General features: G+C 37.0%; 14 protein-coding genes and 1 pseudogene. 8 read left to right on the forward strand and 7 right to left on the reverse strand.

Annotated features, from left to right (window positions below):
• Window positions 1-5: 5 nt before the first annotated feature.
• Entirely contained in the window at window positions 6-1,091 is a 1,086-nt protein-coding gene (gene bamC / locus ESZ39_RS08590) for an outer membrane protein assembly factor BamC (protein ID WP_146879507.1), read from the reverse strand.
• Between the two features lie 613 nt (window positions 1,092-1,704).
• Entirely contained in the window at window positions 1,705-1,944 is a 240-nt protein-coding gene (locus tag ESZ39_RS08595; RefSeq protein ID WP_146879508.1) for a CDGSH iron-sulfur domain-containing protein, read from the reverse strand.
• Between the two features lie 576 nt (window positions 1,945-2,520).
• Between ESZ39_RS08595 and ESZ39_RS08600 the strand changes: the two genes are divergently transcribed.
• Both ESZ39_RS08600 and bcp read left to right on the forward strand, forming a co-directional pair.
• Window positions 2,521-3,051: a glycine cleavage system protein R gene (locus tag ESZ39_RS08600; RefSeq protein WP_146879509.1), complete on the forward strand. Its 531-nt coding sequence runs from the start codon at window positions 2,521-2,523 to the stop codon at window positions 3,049-3,051.
• Between the two features lie 167 nt (window positions 3,052-3,218).
• Entirely contained in the window at window positions 3,219-3,689 is a 471-nt protein-coding gene (gene bcp / locus ESZ39_RS08605) for a thioredoxin-dependent thiol peroxidase (protein WP_146879510.1), read from the forward strand.
• 144 nt (window positions 3,690-3,833) lie between these two features.
• Here the strand turns inward: bcp and cobA are convergent, their stop codons facing one another.
• The 3 genes from cobA to ESZ39_RS08620 form a co-directional block, all read right to left on the reverse strand.
• Window positions 3,834-4,706, reverse strand: coding sequence for a uroporphyrinogen-III C-methyltransferase (gene cobA, locus ESZ39_RS08610; RefSeq protein ID WP_146879511.1), 873 nt, complete (start codon window positions 4,704-4,706; stop codon window positions 3,834-3,836).
• A 426-nt stretch (window positions 4,707-5,132) separates the two neighbouring features.
• Window positions 5,133-6,206, reverse strand: a complete 1,074-nt coding sequence (locus ESZ39_RS08615; protein WP_146879512.1) for an AI-2E family transporter — start codon at window positions 6,204-6,206, stop codon at window positions 5,133-5,135.
• A 5-nt stretch (window positions 6,207-6,211) separates the two neighbouring features.
• The gene (locus ESZ39_RS08620) at window positions 6,212-6,436 is read right to left on the reverse strand and encodes a sulfurtransferase TusA family protein (RefSeq protein ID WP_146879513.1); all 225 of its coding nucleotides are present in this window, start codon (window positions 6,434-6,436) and stop codon (window positions 6,212-6,214) included.
• Between the two features lie 108 nt (window positions 6,437-6,544).
• Here ESZ39_RS08620 and ESZ39_RS08625 point away from each other — a divergent pair, with 108 nt between their 5' ends.
• From ESZ39_RS08625 to ESZ39_RS08645, 5 genes are all read left to right on the forward strand, one after another.
• Complete coding sequence (locus tag ESZ39_RS08625; protein ID WP_146879514.1) at window positions 6,545-7,165, forward strand: hypothetical protein; 621 nt, start codon at window positions 6,545-6,547, stop codon at window positions 7,163-7,165.
• A 39-nt stretch (window positions 7,166-7,204) separates the two neighbouring features.
• Complete coding sequence (locus ESZ39_RS08630; protein ID WP_146879515.1) at window positions 7,205-8,662, forward strand: M48 family metalloprotease; 1,458 nt, start codon at window positions 7,205-7,207, stop codon at window positions 8,660-8,662.
• A gap of 57 nt (window positions 8,663-8,719) precedes the next feature.
• Window positions 8,720-9,070: an arsenate reductase (glutaredoxin) gene (gene arsC / locus ESZ39_RS08635; protein WP_146879516.1), complete on the forward strand. Its 351-nt coding sequence runs from the start codon at window positions 8,720-8,722 to the stop codon at window positions 9,068-9,070.
• A 1-nt stretch (window position 9,071) separates the two neighbouring features.
• Window positions 9,072-9,464, forward strand: coding sequence for a DUF2069 domain-containing protein (locus ESZ39_RS08640; RefSeq protein ID WP_223270301.1), 393 nt, complete (start codon window positions 9,072-9,074; stop codon window positions 9,462-9,464).
• 518 nt (window positions 9,465-9,982) lie between these two features.
• Window positions 9,983-11,947, forward strand: coding sequence for a hypothetical protein (locus ESZ39_RS08645; protein ID WP_146879518.1), 1,965 nt, complete (start codon window positions 9,983-9,985; stop codon window positions 11,945-11,947).
• 997 nt (window positions 11,948-12,944) lie between these two features.
• On the opposite strand, the gene ESZ39_RS08655 is transcribed toward ESZ39_RS08645, so the two are convergent.
• Window positions 12,945-14,903, reverse strand: a complete 1,959-nt coding sequence (locus tag ESZ39_RS08655; protein WP_146879519.1) for a methyl-accepting chemotaxis protein — start codon at window positions 14,901-14,903, stop codon at window positions 12,945-12,947.
• Between the two features lie 134 nt (window positions 14,904-15,037).
• Between ESZ39_RS08655 and ESZ39_RS08660 the strand changes: the two genes are divergently transcribed.
• Complete coding sequence (locus ESZ39_RS08660) at window positions 15,038-15,619, forward strand: Mobile element protein (RefSeq protein ID WP_411266867.1); 582 nt, start codon at window positions 15,038-15,040, stop codon at window positions 15,617-15,619.
• Here ESZ39_RS08660 and ESZ39_RS17990 read toward each other — a convergent pair.
• Window positions 15,603-15,871: pseudogene (locus tag ESZ39_RS17990) on the reverse strand (hypothetical protein); the annotation flags it as partial. The gene ESZ39_RS08660 and the pseudogene ESZ39_RS17990 overlap by 17 nt on opposite strands.

Raw genomic sequence — 15,871 nt, forward strand, 5'->3', positions numbered from 1 at the left:
AAGCATTAAAAAACGTCTTTAAATGACAAGCCTGCTTCCATTACCTTAAATATTTTCTCTAATGTTACCTCAGATAATGCAATACCTTCCTCATCATATAGCGTAACGGTAGATTTTTCGGCCATTTTCTCTACTTGAAATTGGTACTTACCATTAGGCAAATCTATAACCTGTAGATTATCTCCCCAAATACTATCCCACAAACTAGATTCAGGTTTTACGTAATCAACATAGTAAATTTTAGTGGTTTCATTAAGATCGGTAAGGTTAAAGCCATGATCTTCAAAAAACAAGGGTAAGTTAGACCAGAATAACTCTACATCCATTTCTACAATATAGGCGGCTTCGCCGGAAGCGTTCTCACCTAAACTAACAAAGGTCTGATTAGCACGTAATAAGCGATTTTCTTGCTGTTTTAAACGGTATTGAAAATCAACTTGCGCTATAACTTCATTGAGCATGTTCATTTCAGCACGTTGTTGATCAATAATATCGATACGTTTACTGCCACCCGCTTCATCTGTTTTCAGGTAATCAAGTAATTCAACCACTAACGCGACACTTCGGCCATGAGACTTACTTTCAAATGTATAGCGATAACGAATACTTTCAGATATTGCTATTGATTTAAAAGGCCACGTGCCTGTTTCTACTTCTTTATTATACCAGCCTGATTCAAAGACTACACCGTCATCGTCTACTTGCTTTAATTCAACATTATCTGCGGTTAACTGGCCTTTTAAGGCTTTTAAAATAAAACTTTTCAGATCATCGTCATCAAGTACTTGATCAAACCATACCTTTGCTGCAGCGGAAGTACTCTCTGTGCGTGTTGATGCTGCAATGGGTAAAACCAGTGATGGCGCACGTACGTCTACATCACCGCCAACCGGACCTTTATGGTTTATTTCGTCAGTAACAAAAAAGGTATCAACTTGTTTAGGTTTATCTAATCCTGCAGGTATTTTTAACGCTGTTACTTCTTGTTGTTGCGCGTATTCAAAATCGCCTACCGCTTGCTTATTATTTACAGTACCGCAGCTAGCAACAGCGACACTTAATAATGAAAAATAAAATATCTTGCGATTCATTAACACTCCCGAGGATACAAATCTGAATCTTTCTAATTTAATTTTGCTTGTTTAGTCTTATTAATACTCATTGGTATAAGTATCATTTTAGTCTTGACGACATAACCGATAAGGTGATCTCGTCAATTCAAGCAATACATCAATAACGCCGTTTTGATTACTGAATCAGGGCTAAGTTCCCCAAAGTCATCTCATTTATTTAAAAGCCGCTAAATTAATGGCAATAGGGCTAAATTGAGCAGCGCACCATGGTACTTGCCTGAAAATACAAACACAAGATATTGCCGCATATTTATCATAAAAAATATAGTCGTGTGGACAAACTTGAGAAATGAAAGACTGAGTGGCCTAACAACAATTATTGTCTATTAATAAAAAAATTCATCGCTTTAAGGTTTACATTGACTTTGCGTCAGTCTTTTCTATTTTAAATGATAAGTTAAAACTTTATTTACTGCAGATAATATTGTGCAAGACGTTGGGACAAAATAAAACTAAGCCTTTGCGGAAGAATTCATCTTTTATCAATCCTTTATTATAAAAGATTGATAAAAAGTTGATTAAAATACAAAGTGCAAATAACCAACGATTCAAAGTGCCGCAAGAGTTAGTCTTAGTTGCTTTTATGACTACCATCACACATAGGTTGATTTTTGGTTAATTTACAGCCACAAAAAAAGATTTTACTAGACTCTTCTGCCGTAAATTTTACAGGGGTAAATTCAGAGCCTTTATGTGAACCATCACAAAAAGGCTGTTTTTGGCTTTTACCACATGCACACCAAAAATAATTTTTTCCTGCTTCCACTTCTACTCCATAGGGAGTATTTGAAGCACGTTCTGGTTTATTCATAATATGTTCTCCGTGATTTATTTTCCAAAATTTAAAAAAACATTCAGTTAGAGTAATAATTTAGTTTAATAATAATACACCAACTGCCAAGTGCCAGGCAACAACCTCTACTGCTTAAGCGTATATCTTCTCATACACTATCGTAAATAGACTATATTTACATTAGCTAAGTTTACCCGTTGTTTAACCACCCAAGATCATAGTTATCTTCACGTGGAGCGGGTATATAATACCAATCCCATTAAGTTATTGCTCACTTGTACTAGTTAAAATAGCTCAAGGCTGTGTTGCTCTCAATCCCAATAGCCAGCTATTGCTCAATCGAGCGCCTTACCTTGAGTTATTTTTCCTGCGCACAACAAGATCACAAACTTAATGGAACTGGTATAACTAAACAACACTGTGCTAATCAACATAATGTTTAGCAAGCTAGGGCTCCTAAGATGAAAACTGTTATTATCTTATGTCGAATAAATCTATTTTTTTGAGATTAAAATAAACACTAAGCGTGCTGTTAGCTTTAGTTACCTGACATGCGTTACAATAGGGTTTTTAATATGATGGCTAGGTTTATTGATGAGCGAATATTTAGTATTAACGGCAATGGGGCCAGATCGCACAGGTAGTGTCAGTGACTTAACCAAACTAGCCAGCGAGTGTGGCTGTAATATTCTCGATAGTAGAATGGCAATATTTGGCTTAGAGTTCACCTTAATTATGCTACTTACAGGTAGCAATAAAGCTATTCATCAATTAGAAAGTAAGTTACCGGCTGTCGCTCATGAACTTGAACTGATCACCATGATGAAAAGAACCTCAGGTTATCGAGAGCAAGATTATGTTCATCATTATCAAGTTGATTATGCCGGTATTGATCAACCCGGTATTTTAAAAGCGGTAACGGCATTCTTTGCGACTCGCAATATTGATATTTCGTCATTAAAAACTGAAATTAATCAGAAAAATAATCACATGAGCGCCGCAATATTAATTGCACTGATGGAAGAAACCAGTATCGAACAACTTGAAAGTGACTTTTTACAATTGTGTGAGCAATTTGATGTACAAGGTTGTATAAAAAAAATTCAATCAAACCAAATAGATTAAATAATTGAATAAAATTCAATGAGGATAAAGATTAAAATTCAAGCTGTGTAATTAACTAATAGCTAGCTATTGGGATTGTGCACAACGAAGAAGTTTATTATTTAGACCATGTGAAAATATACAATTAAATAATCTGTTTGGTATCATATTTATTTTAGAGGCTTCTAATGCAAACATTAACTGCAGGTGATAACGCACCACTTTTCATCTTAAAAGATGAAAATGACCAAGACATTAAACTGGCAGAATTTATTGGTAAGAAACAAGTGTTGGTTTATTTTTATCCTAAAGCCATGACCCCAGGCTGCACGTTGCAAGCACAGGGGCTACGTGACCACAAAGCCGATTTAGATAAATTAAATACTCATGTCTTTGGTATTAGTCCAGATGCACCAAAAAAATTAGCCAAATTTTGTCTGCGTGATGAGCTCAACTTTAGCTTGTTATCAGACCCTGATCATAGTGTTGCCGATGCCTTTGGTGTTTGGGGTTTAAAAAAATTCATGGGCCGTGAATATGATGGCATTCACCGTTTGAGCTTTTTGATTGGCTTAGATGGAAAAATTAGCCATGTTTTTAACAAGTTCAAAACTAAAGAGCATCATCAAGTCGTTCTTGATCTATTAAACAGCCTATGATTACAAAACACTAGCGGTTTAAACCAGAAAATAAATAGTATAAAGGCTTAACAATTAATTTGTTAAGCCTTTTTTAATCTCCATAAATTAAGCGTTATCTCACCGTTATTAAGCTTAATTAATAATTAGTTAAGTTTGAGTATATCAACCCACTTCTGCTGATAATGTCGTCTGTTGCTGATAGTTTTTAGCATCTAAAAAGCCTGGCTTTGTTAACGCGATATCGGTTAACTGGTTAACAACCTCGCCAATAACGATTAAGGTCGGCGGTGTAACTTTATGTTCAGTTGCTAAATTGGCAAGTGAAGATAATGTACCACGAAAAATTTGTTGTTCAGGTTGAGTACCTTTACGTATCAGCGCTGCCGGTGTATTGCCGTCACGGCCATGCTTTATTAACTGCTCAGTGATACTAGGTAACGTGTTAATACCCATATAAAACACCACCGTTTGACTACTACAACTCAAGCTTTGCCAAGGTAAATTAAGTTGACCATCGTTCTGGGTATGGCCGGTAATAAAGGTACAGCCTTGCGCTACTCCTCGGTGCGTTAAAGGAATACCGGCATAGGTTGTGCAACCCGACGCGGCTGTAATACCCGGGCAAAGATGACAGCTAATACCATTTTTTAATAAAAATTCAGCTTCTTCACCACCGCGACCAAATATAAATGGATCGCCACCTTTTAAACGCAATACTTTACGACCTTGTTGTGCATATTTCACCAACAATTCGTTGATTTTATCTTGTGGTACACAATGCTTTGCTTGTTCTTTACCAACATATAAACGTTCACAATCTTGCGGTAAAAGCGCCATGATTTCATCACTGACTAAGCGGTCATAAATAGCAACGTCTGCCTGCTCAATAAAACGTAAGGCACGGATAGTTAATAATTCTGCGTCACCTGGGCCTGAGCCAACCAGTGCTACTTGACCCGATTGTAAAGTCGACTTTCTATTGATGTTATTCAAAACATTGCTACTCAATTTATTTTTATTAGATAACGGTGTCATTTACAGCACGCCTTATCGACCCTTATACTATTATAGTATAAAAATCATCAGGCTTATAAATTTTATTTTGATAACTTAGCGTTAATTAACCTAAGTTATTTTATTTACAATAGGGAAAAATAACACTGTACTAGCTTACCGCAAACTTAAAACAAGCATTGGTGCTTATTTTAATTAAACTATTACAACAAAGTGTTAAAAACTGAACAAAGCTACTCTCAATTAATTAACCACCTTTAAACACTATTGCGAATTACAATTAAAGACAAAGACTCGGTGTTAATGCTTAAGGGTGAGGAGAAAAATAAATATAATAGTGCTGTAAAAAATCAACACAAATAATTAAATCTCGCACCACCAAATTAAGCTAAAAGCTAAGTTAAACATTCAAGCCCAGAAACTAGACTTTAATAAATAAATAACAAGCTAATTGGCTTTGATCACCTCATGCTGAGTCGTTGTTGACCAAGCATTGAGCACTGCCTTAACAAGCGTGGCTAAAGGAATAGCGAAAAATATCCCCCAAAAACCCCACAAACCACCAAACAAGATCACCGCAATAATAATGGTTACTGGGTGTAGGTTTACCGCTTCAGAAAAAAGTAAAGGGACAAGCAAGTTACCATCAAGCGCTTGGATAATGCCGTACGCTATCATCACATAACCAAATTCAGCACTGGTGCCGAATTGGAACAGGGCAACAAGTAAAACGGGAAAAGTTACGATCGTCGCACCAACATAAGGCACAAGTACCGATAACCCCACTAATACCCCAAGTAATACTGGATAATTAAGTCCCAAAACAATGAATGCGATCGTTGATGCCGTACCAATAATAATAATTTCAATTAATTTACCACGAATATAATTCATGATTTGTTGATTCATTTCAGTGCCCACCTGTTTTGCCATTCGACGATCGTTAGGCAGGAACTGACGTAAACTGTTGAATAACATGCTTTTATCTTTTAGAAAGAAAAATACCATTAGCGGCACTAAAATAAGGTAAATCAATAAGGCAACAACATTAGAAATTGAACCAAGAGATGCTTTTAACGCCACCTGGCCCCATTCGATAAGGCTATCATTAACCAAAATAATCAAACTGCCAATTTGCTCCGCACTCACTAACTCTGGATATTTTTCTGGTAATGCAAGTAAGTAGGTGTGCCCTTGCCCAACCATTTGCGGTACTTCTTGTAAAAAGTTACTACTTTGTTGCCAAATAACCGGCATCAGTCCCAATATGCCGATTAATGTTAAACCGACAAAAACAGAAACGACAATAACCACAGCCAGTGCACGAGATAAGCCAACCTGCGCAAGTTTATTGACGGGTAAATCTAATAAAAATGCAATGGCCACGGCCACGAATACCGGCATTAATAAACTACTGAAAAAATAAACAAACAAAAAAGTACAAATTAAAATAACCATTAAGGTTACCGCACTCGGATCTGAAAAATTTCTTTTGTACCAATCGCTAAACAGAGAAACCATAATATTTACTTTTCCATTCTTATCATTAATTCAACAATATATTTATCAAGATTACGCTGTTCAAAATAAAGCCCTTGTTTCGTCAACAACTTAGGGATATCTTTTTTAGAACCAGTATCGCAAATGCGTATCAAACAACTATCAACAGGTGTTAATTTTCTGAGCAACAAGCGTAAATTTACCAATGGTACTGGGCATTTATCTTGTGTAGCATCGTATTCGTAAATCATAAATATAAATATGCATAGTGCTTTAGTTTGATTATCTAATTTGCGACAATTGATTACAATGACATTTGTAAATTCTTTTAGTGTATTTTAATAATTTAAAGAGGTTAAATGAGCGAGCTTTCTGATAATCCGAGCCTTAAAGAAATCAACACCTACAAAAACAAGATAAACTGGGGTGATATACCTACTATTTATCAGTTAGCGACGAACTCAATTAGTGATATTGATGGCATGTTAACTCATGGTTTTGATAATGCATTTAAACAGTTACTAAACCAGAGTAACTGGAATGTCAGCATTGTAGATCAACAAAGCGATATGATGGGCAAAGTAACAACAGGTAAGCCAAAAATCTCGCTTTATCACCATGTGAATGAACAACATTATGAATTACATTGTTACCCTATAATTAATGATGAACGTGTGCTGCAAGCACAATTTAATAACCCACATTGCCCATTTATAAAGTGGAGACCTGAGACTATGCAAATGTTGTTTAGATTGAACTCATTGATTCCTTTTATTGTCTACACTTTTCAAAAGGGTGATGTCGCTGATTATGCTCTTATTCGTTATGCCAACAAACGTGTTGTAGAGTTAATATTATTACTACAGCAAGCCTTTGATATTATTGATATTATTGATATTATTGATATCAAAGGCTATACAATCGCTGAGTTTTGTAAAGAAATTTACCATAAGCATTCACAATCTCAGCATAAAGCATAAAAATAGTGTTGATAAATCTAACAATATGGAAAATTAAATTTGTTTAAATTAAAGCCACTTATTATTTCACTTGCCTTAGCTTCATCAATCACCAGTAGTGCATTTGCCGCAAAGAGTGAAACTAATAAAAATAAACTGCCCGAAATTGGCTCTGCGGGTGTTAGTGCCTTATCCATCGAAAAAGAACGACAAATCGGCGGCGAAATGATGCGTCAAATCCGAGCGTCTCAACCGATATTAAATGACCCCGTATTAACAGAATACATTAATGACTTAGGCAACCGCATGGTACGAAACGCCAAGGACGTAAATTATAGTTTTGAATTTTTTGTCATACGTAACCAAGAGCTCAATGCCTTTGCTTTTTTTGGTGGCCATATAGCCATTCACAGTGGCCTAATCACTACCGCTAGCACCGAAAGTGAACTCGCCTCAGTGGTTGCACACGAAATATCACATGTTACCCAACGCCACTTGGCAAGACGACTAGAAGCACAAAACAAATCACAACCGTTAACCATGGCCGGTATGATTTCAGGCGTGTTACTTACCTTGATAAATCCCACCGTTGGTATGGCGGCACTTAGCACGACAATGGCAGCGTCACAACAAGCGGGGATAAATTATACCCGTGGCAACGAACAAGAAGCAGATAGAGTTGGCATTATGTTACTGGCTAATAGTGGTTTTAATCCCCAAGGTGCCCCTGATTTTTTTGCCACTATGGCTGAGAAGTATCGTTACACATCAAAGCCGCCAGCCATGTTGTTAACTCACCCTTTGCCCGAGTCTAGAATTTCAGATGCGAGAATAAGAGCGCAAAATTACTCGCCACGTCATTTAGCCCCAAATTTAGAATTTGAGTTAGCTAAAGCCCGCATAATGGCAAGATATGAAGGCAACGCAAAAGATAATGTAATTAACTTTCAGCAAAGTTTGGATAAAAAACGCTACGCTATTGAAGCTGCAGCACAATACGGCCTTGCACTTTCTCATTATGAAAATAAAAATTATCAAAGTGCTATTAGCCAACTTGAAGCTTTGTTGCGCGACGACAAAAAAAACTTATTTTATGTTGATGCCCTAGCCGACGCTTATATTGCCGTCAAAGCTTTTGATAAAGCCAGCACTATGCTCAGTGAATTAAACCTTTTGATGCCAAACAACCAAGTAGTAACACTAAACTACGCCAACGTTTTAAATGAGGCTGAGCAATACAGTAAGGCAGAAAGGCTGTTACAAGACTTTTTAGTGCTGAGCCCAAAAAACTTTATTGCTCATGATTTATTATCAGAAGTGTATAGAAAACAAGATAAAAAAGCGCTTATGCATGCCACTAAAGCCGAAGTTTATGCCCTATTAGGTGCCTACCCAAAAGCGGTTGATGAATTACAAACCGCTTATAACTTTGTTGAGGAGAATCCGTTATTACAAAAGCGCATGAAGGGCCGCATATTGCAATTGCAAGAACAACAAGAAAAACTTAAGCGCTTATAAAAATCAGTTAAAATACTATTAAGTTGAATTTGTCTAACAACAATCTAAGAGAAGAACATGTTAACCATTTATCACAACCCTCGTTGCTCAAAAAGCCGACAAACATTAGCACTTATTGAAGAACAAAAGCATGATGTCACTATTGTTGAATATTTAAAAACGCCGCTTAGCATGGCACAAATTGAACAGCTATTAATATTACTGAAGCTATCACCACGGGAAATGATGCGAACAAAAGAAGCTGAATTTAAAGAGCAAAATTTAACCCATGCTGATGATGTGACTTTAATTGCTGCTATGGCTAAAACACCTAAACTCATTGAGCGACCTATTGTTACTGATAACACCCGTGCTATTATTGGTCGTCCACCAGAAAATGTACTTTCGCTAATGCAGGCTAATGATTAAAATGACCAATAAAAAACGTTTATCAACCACTACACTCAAGCAAATCACCTTGTTTGGCTACTTTTCATTGCTTTTTTACATGCCATTTTGGCTGATTTTCATGAGTGATGACACTGCGCTCTCAGTACCTTTAACCTTAGTAATGTTTGTCTTACCTTTGCTATTTCCATTAAAAGGGCTAGTACAGGGCAACCCCTATACATACGCATGGTCAAACTTTATCGTGATGATTTATTTTTTGCACAGTTTAACCACATTATGGGTTTCAGCTGATGAAAAACTATGGGCCGCAGGCGAATTATTTTTTGCCACTGTTATGTTTATTGGTGGTAGTTATTATGCAAAATACCGTGGCCAAGAATTAGGTCTAAGCATTCGTAAAAAGAAAGAATAGTGTCACTATTCTTTATACTAATTAATACCAGTTCCATTAAGTTTGTGATCTTGTTGTGCGCAGGAAAAATGACTCAAGGTAAGGCGCTCGATTGAGCAATAGCTGGCTATTGGGATTGAGAGCAACACAGCCTTGAGCTATTTTAACTAGTACAAGTGAGCAGTAACTTAATGGGATTGGTATAAGTCATCCCTAGGAGCTTAATATCGAGACAATGAATGCCTAGATAATTAGTAGCTAGGCATTCTTCATCAACACGCCATTACTCATTGGTACTAAACAAGGGTAGACCTATATTGGTGCTATTTTTTTGCTTCGCGGCCAATAAATTAGTACGCCAGTTCTAAACTCTTCAAAACTATAAAAACATTTCTTTCTTTACTCTAAGCCTAAAATTGTTTAAAAATAGGTCTGCAGATTAACATTGTCAGCAATTAGCGCTTTTTATGAAGTTAATTTCCCGCTAAACAAGTCTTTTTTAACCCAGTATGTAAACAAGTATGTAAACAGAGGTACGGATGAATAATATTTGCATTAAACAAAAAGGTTTTTCAAATGCCATGATTGTACTTGCGTTAACTTTCGTTGCATTGATTGTACAAGGATGTGGCGGCAGTAGCTCTGACAATAAAACTGAGGTGCCTATTGATGACTTTACCCCTATTGTTACACAAACAGGCATAATTGCATTTGATGATGCCAGTAAAACCGCACAACCGATTGAATTATTCCTCTATTATCCTGACGACACCTTGAGTAATATTAGTTGGCAACAAACCACAGGCAATAAGCTTGTTTTTCATGCCAGACATTCCAAAGGCATTGGTTTTACCCCATCTGAGGCAGGTGAATATAATTTTCAGGTCAGCTTTATCCGCAATGGTGTAAGTGAAACCTTATCGCATACCGTTATTACTTCAGATGAACGCAGCCAAATATCAGCACGACTAGGTCATGCGGTATTAGAGGGTAGTAATGTTTCTTTAAGAGCGAGCATAGAAAATGCTGCGTTAACAAACAACAGCATCGTATGGCAACAAATATCTGGCCCAATGGTGACTTTTAGTGAAGCAACTGAGGGACAAAGTGCGGTGTTTTTCGAGGCGCCTGCGGTTAGTGCTGATAGTTTGCTAACCTTTACGGTTAGCGCTTCAGATGGCGCAACCCAGCAACAAGATACTATTGCCATATTAGTCGAAAATGCAGCAACTATTAGCAGTGATGACAACACAGCTTATAATACACGATTAGCCACCGTATTCCCTTTTAATGCCAACTCACCTTATGCTGATGTTTTAGTTGACTGTGTTTATAGTAATCGTATTGATTTTCGCACTAGCTGTCGCCTTAATGAATTACCCCTAATAGCACAAGATACCACCACACCAACTATTGACGATATTATGGACCGCGTTGTAGTTTCTCATCAGTGGATGGGACAAAGGTTTAAAGAATTTTTACAAAACTCAGATCAACAAGGCGATTTTAAAAACTTACTTCGTGCCACCACAGCCATTGTGATTTCATATGACATACGCCCTTCATATTATTGGGTTGTTACGGGTGCTATCCACCTTGACCCTGAAAATATTTGGTTAACACCCGATGAAAGAGATACCATTAATCAAGCCCCCGACTTTCGTGCCTCATTCGGCGACGAGCTAAATTTTGTTATGCCCTGGCGCTATGTTAAAAATAATAACTACGCAAGTTTTTACTATCCAATAAATTTGCGATTAACTCGTGACGCAAGTGAAGGTGTTTTTGATTTAGCGTCGTTGATGTATCACGAACTCGCACACGCCAATGACTTTTTTGCAAAAAGCACTTGGGCAAGCTTAGACCGCAATGATCGCATACTAGATGCCGCCGATAAAATCTTAAAATCAACAGGTATACAATCTGATCTGTTGAGCACTTCACTGCCGCTCAATGGTACACAAATGTATCGTTTAGCACAGGTACGTTATCAAGGTGAAACTGCGACAAGTAGCGAAAAAAATTACAATCCAAGTGATGTTACTGGCTTTTTTAGCCCTGAACACGCCCCGCAATTTTACAATTACACCAGTAAGCGCGAAGACTACGCCATGCTATTTGACGGTTTTATGATGAAAGCACGTTACGATATTGACAGAGATGTTGCAATAACTAGCCAACCTCAAAACGCAGGAGAGCAATACATAGTCACTTGGGGGCAACGTGGCCGTATCGGAGACACTAATATCAAAGCAAGAGTTGATTATGTAACGCGTCGTATATTGCCTGAATTTACTTCAGCCAGCAGTATTATCAACGATTTAGCCATACCAATAGCGATGGATTCAGGAAAAACCTGGGCAGAAAATTTAGCGATTAGTCCTGAGGTAAATCAAGCTAATAAGGTAGTGCTTGATGGTGTGCCATTAAATAATTTAAAAGCTAACAGATTCAATGCTAACGGACCAATTTTTTATGAAAAACCAATCCCTAAACGTAACTAGGCTTAAATGTAGCTGAACTTAAGCACAAGCGAGCTCAGCCCAATGTCAACTCAGCTAGGATCAAGCAGAAGTAATTGTAAATCCTAACCAATAATGAGCAACGTGTTAAGCCATGAAAAATATAGCAAATATTTCACAATCACTCTGTAGAATATTTTAGATTCTCAATCAATAAATAAAGTGACTTTTAAGTCACTTTTAACAATCACTTTTGCTATTTACAAGACCTAATTTAGAGCTGAATTCATCAAAAAAAACAGTCCACTTTGCCCAGTTGAATTCAAGCCCCAAGGTGGACGTTTATCGTCAAATTATTAATGCTAACTTTGTCCACACTGCAAACATTAACTTCAAATTTCTTGCGCTATATTTTCGAATTATTATTTTTATCTATGGGGCTTAAAATCCTAGCAGTATGTTGACCTATAACATGAGTATAAATTTAGTAGTTTTAACGTCATTGTGTCTCAATAGCGCTTGTACAGTTCGAATATCTGCGCCATTTAAGAATAACTAAGTGGCAAAGCTATGCATAAAGCTGTCCAGTGACGTGATCTAGTATGTTTTGAAACTGCTTAAAAGCCAGGTTGCACCTAACGTTATTAGCTTTCAGTACATTAAGTATAGTCATCAACATCAAAAGACAACATAGCTGTTAATTCAGGCTAAAGTGATGAACTGCTAGCGTTAGTATGTATGGGGGAATAAATTAATCTAAAAGAGATGCCATTTTATAATGACGCCACCAAAACTACAGAGGCTTATCACTTAAAATAAAAAACCAGCATAAAGGGTTAAAATATACTAGTTCATTATTTAATACTAGCTTATACCAAGTTGATTAATTACCTGCTCATTTTTAATGGTTAAAATGAATAACTACAGCGTTATAAAATTTATAAGGTGAATAACTACTGACTAAATTTTATGCCTTGTATTTATCCATTTTTCCTCATGAAAAAGGTGATCACTTAATTAATCAAATTGGTATTACATGTTAATTACTGACTTTAAAGCGACCGACTAAATTTGTTAAATCTTTTGATAAAACAAGTAAGTCATTCGATCCATCGGCCAATATATCAGCAGTATTAACAATACCTTTTGCCGATTGATTAATGCCACTAATATCGTCATTGATCAAGTCTGATGAACTGCACTGTTGATCTGCGGCTTGAGTAATACGTGAAATGTTTTCTTTCATTTGTCCAACCAAAGAATTGATTTCGTTAAATGATTGGTTCGCTTGTTCAATTTTTTCAATAGTCTGTTTCGATTGTTCGACATTCACGCCCATTTGTTGAGAAACAACACGGGTTTTATCTAGCAGGTTCATCAATACAGCATCAATTTCTTCGGTAGCACCTCGCGAGCGTTGCGCTAATGTTCTCACTTCATCTGCGACTACAGCAAAACCTCGCCCTTGTTCACCAGCTCTTGCCGCTTCAATAGCCGCATTAAGTGCTAACAGATTAGTTTGTTCGGCAATACTTCTAATAACATCTAATATTTTGGTAATATTTTCGCTTTCCAGTTCAAGTGACTTCATCGATTGAGATGATTCACTTAACGATTGATTTAATGAGCTCACTTCACTTACCGTAACAGAAATTAACGAAATTCCCTTTTTAGAGTACTCTTCAGTTTTCATAATAGTGGTTGAGCTTTCTTGGCAGTCATTTGACGTTTGATGGGCGATATCTGTCATTGTTGCGATAAGGTTATTCACATTATCTATCGATTGTTCTTGTTGATAGCTTACTGCTTTTACATCTGCGATTTGTAGACCCGATTCATTAGCCGCCACATTTAATGTTGATGCACAGGTTTTAATATCAACAACAAGCTGATGAATTGAGTCTAAGAATTGATTAAACCATTGAGCCAATTCACTGACTTCATCTTGACCAATAATCTCTAGTCGCTTAGTTAAGTTTCCATCACCTTGTGCAATATCACGCAAGCCTTCAGCAACACGGTTAATGGGTTGGACAATGCGATTAGCTAACCAAAATCCCATGGCAATAAATAATGTAACCATGATCAAGGCAATCACGGAAATAGTCAGACTCATACTATATGCAGGCGCTAAAATTTCAGCGCTATGGATGACACCAACAAAACGCCACTTTAATTCTTTTGAATAATAACTGGCAACATCAACATCTTTACCTAAATGCTTGGTAGAAAAATGATGTTGATTTGGATTTTTTTGTAATATAGAAAATAATGATGATGAAAGATCTTTAATATTTTTGAAATTATTCTCTGGTGTTTTGGCATCAGCTAATACGGTGCCTGACTCATCAATAAGAATGAGATAACCGCTTTCACCTAGTTTGGTATTACTCAATATATCCGTTAAAGTTGAAAGGGTAACATCTAGACCTTGTACGCCTATGATATCACCTTGCTTGTTTTTAACCGCTAACGCGGAAGTTACTACAGGTTTTCCTATGACATCTTGATATGCTTCAGTAATAATTGGAGCGTTGGGAGAAGCTAGTGCTTGTTTATACCAAGGACGTTGTCTTGGATCATAACCTCCAAGCTCTTCTAGTGGATATTGAACAAAGCCACCTTCTTTGGTACCTGTGTAGACATAAAGTAAATCAGGGTGTGATGAACCAAAATCTTCATACAGCTTATATAAATTTAATTCTTCGACAGAGTCATTTTTCGGCACCATCATATGATCAGAGCCAATATAAGTATGAGTATTATCAGGAAGTTGAGCCGTCAACTTATTTTCAGCTAAAAATTTTACGTTAGCTTTGATTTGTTGAAAGAACAGCTGAAAGCCGTTGTCTACTTGTCTTAACTCATTCTGAGTACGTTCGACAAAGCTTGTTGAAGATTTAGAGATCGTCATTGATATACTGACAATCGCAATCGCAATAATAGGCAAAATAACCGTAGCGGCAAAGCTCAACGTTAGTTTAGAGCGAATATTCATAAAAAGTCGTTAAATGATCGTAAATGTAACCATAATATAACTGAGAGAAACTTATTAGGCCACCCATAATAACTTATGCATATTTACTTCAATAAACTAAACTTAATTTACCTTAATTAAATTTGGTGATTGTTATGCCTAAACCTCGCTCACAACAAATCAGTTTAGTAGATACCCCGTATTATCACATTTGCAGCCGCACGGTACGAAAGGCTTTTTTATGTGGCGTGGATAAAGAAACGGGGGTCAGTTTTGAGCATAGGCGCAGATGGATTGAACAGCGTATTTTCCAATTATCTCAAGCATTTGCTATTGATATTTGCGCGCATGCGGTCATGCATAATCACTTACATATCGTATTACACGTCGATAGTGAGCAAGTAAAAAAATGGTCAACAGGTGAAGTGCTTGAGCGTTGGCATCAGTTATTTAAAGGCACACTACTGACTCAACAATACACTCATAAACAACCGCTTGATAAGTTTCAATTAGCGATGGTTGAAAGTACGGCTGAGATTTATAAACAACGCTTAATGAGTATCAGCTGGTTTATGCGCTCATTGAACGAGCCAATAGCCCGGCAAGCGAACCGAGAAGATAAATGTACTGGACATTTATCGGATAAGCGAGCAGCATTTCTGCTACTCGCTCTCCTAAGAACCGTGCATGCTGGTTTCCCCGCACACGGCTCAAGCCTATCTAAGCCCAGTCTCTAAACTGAACCGGCAGTAAATGTAACAGAGTCCACCAAGGTTTAATGCTAGTTTTAGCACTTCGTTTTTCGAAGTACTCAGCGTATTCTTTGAGGAATGGATTAGCCACAGCACGAATTTTTACATGTCGCTTAATTGGTGTGTAAGAAGCATTATAGAGTAATAGCTGTTTAACATTGCCTTGAGCATCCTTGTGCCAAGCGAAAAACCGCCAGTGATTCATCTTTATTGTAGTGAAGTATCGCCTTTTGTGCC

This window comes from Colwellia sp. C1TZA3 (assembly GCF_007954265.1).
GTDB lineage: Bacteria > Pseudomonadota > Gammaproteobacteria > Enterobacterales > Alteromonadaceae > Cognaticolwellia.

What these genes read in the sequence shown, in the direction of transcription:
- ESZ39_RS08645 (WP_146879518.1), top strand. Translation starts at nt 9,983, where the DNA reads ATGAATAATATTTGCATTAAACAAAAAGGTTTTTCAAATGCCATGATT.
- ESZ39_RS08625 (WP_146879514.1), top strand. Translation starts at nt 6,545, where the DNA reads ATGAGCGAGCTTTCTGATAATCCGAGCCTTAAAGAAATCAACACCTAC.
- cobA (WP_146879511.1), bottom strand. Translation starts at nt 4,706, where the DNA reads ATGACACCGTTATCTAATAAAAATAAATTGAGTAGCAATGTTTTGAAT.
- ESZ39_RS08655 (WP_146879519.1), bottom strand. Translation starts at nt 14,903, where the DNA reads ATGAATATTCGCTCTAAACTAACGTTGAGCTTTGCCGCTACGGTTATT.
- ESZ39_RS08595 (WP_146879508.1), bottom strand. Translation starts at nt 1,944, where the DNA reads ATGAATAAACCAGAACGTGCTTCAAATACTCCCTATGGAGTAGAAGTG.
- ESZ39_RS08620 (WP_146879513.1), bottom strand. Translation starts at nt 6,436, where the DNA reads ATGATTTACGAATACGATGCTACACAAGATAAATGCCCAGTACCATTG.
- bamC (WP_146879507.1), bottom strand. Translation starts at nt 1,091, where the DNA reads ATGAATCGCAAGATATTTTATTTTTCATTATTAAGTGTCGCTGTTGCT.
- arsC (WP_146879516.1), top strand. Translation starts at nt 8,720, where the DNA reads ATGTTAACCATTTATCACAACCCTCGTTGCTCAAAAAGCCGACAAACA.
- ESZ39_RS08615 (WP_146879512.1), bottom strand. Translation starts at nt 6,206, where the DNA reads ATGGTTTCTCTGTTTAGCGATTGGTACAAAAGAAATTTTTCAGATCCG.
- ESZ39_RS08640 (WP_223270301.1), top strand. Translation starts at nt 9,072, where the DNA reads ATGACCAATAAAAAACGTTTATCAACCACTACACTCAAGCAAATCACC.
- ESZ39_RS08660 (WP_411266867.1), top strand. Translation starts at nt 15,038, where the DNA reads ATGCCTAAACCTCGCTCACAACAAATCAGTTTAGTAGATACCCCGTAT.
- ESZ39_RS08600 (WP_146879509.1), top strand. Translation starts at nt 2,521, where the DNA reads ATGAGCGAATATTTAGTATTAACGGCAATGGGGCCAGATCGCACAGGT.
- bcp (WP_146879510.1), top strand. Translation starts at nt 3,219, where the DNA reads ATGCAAACATTAACTGCAGGTGATAACGCACCACTTTTCATCTTAAAA.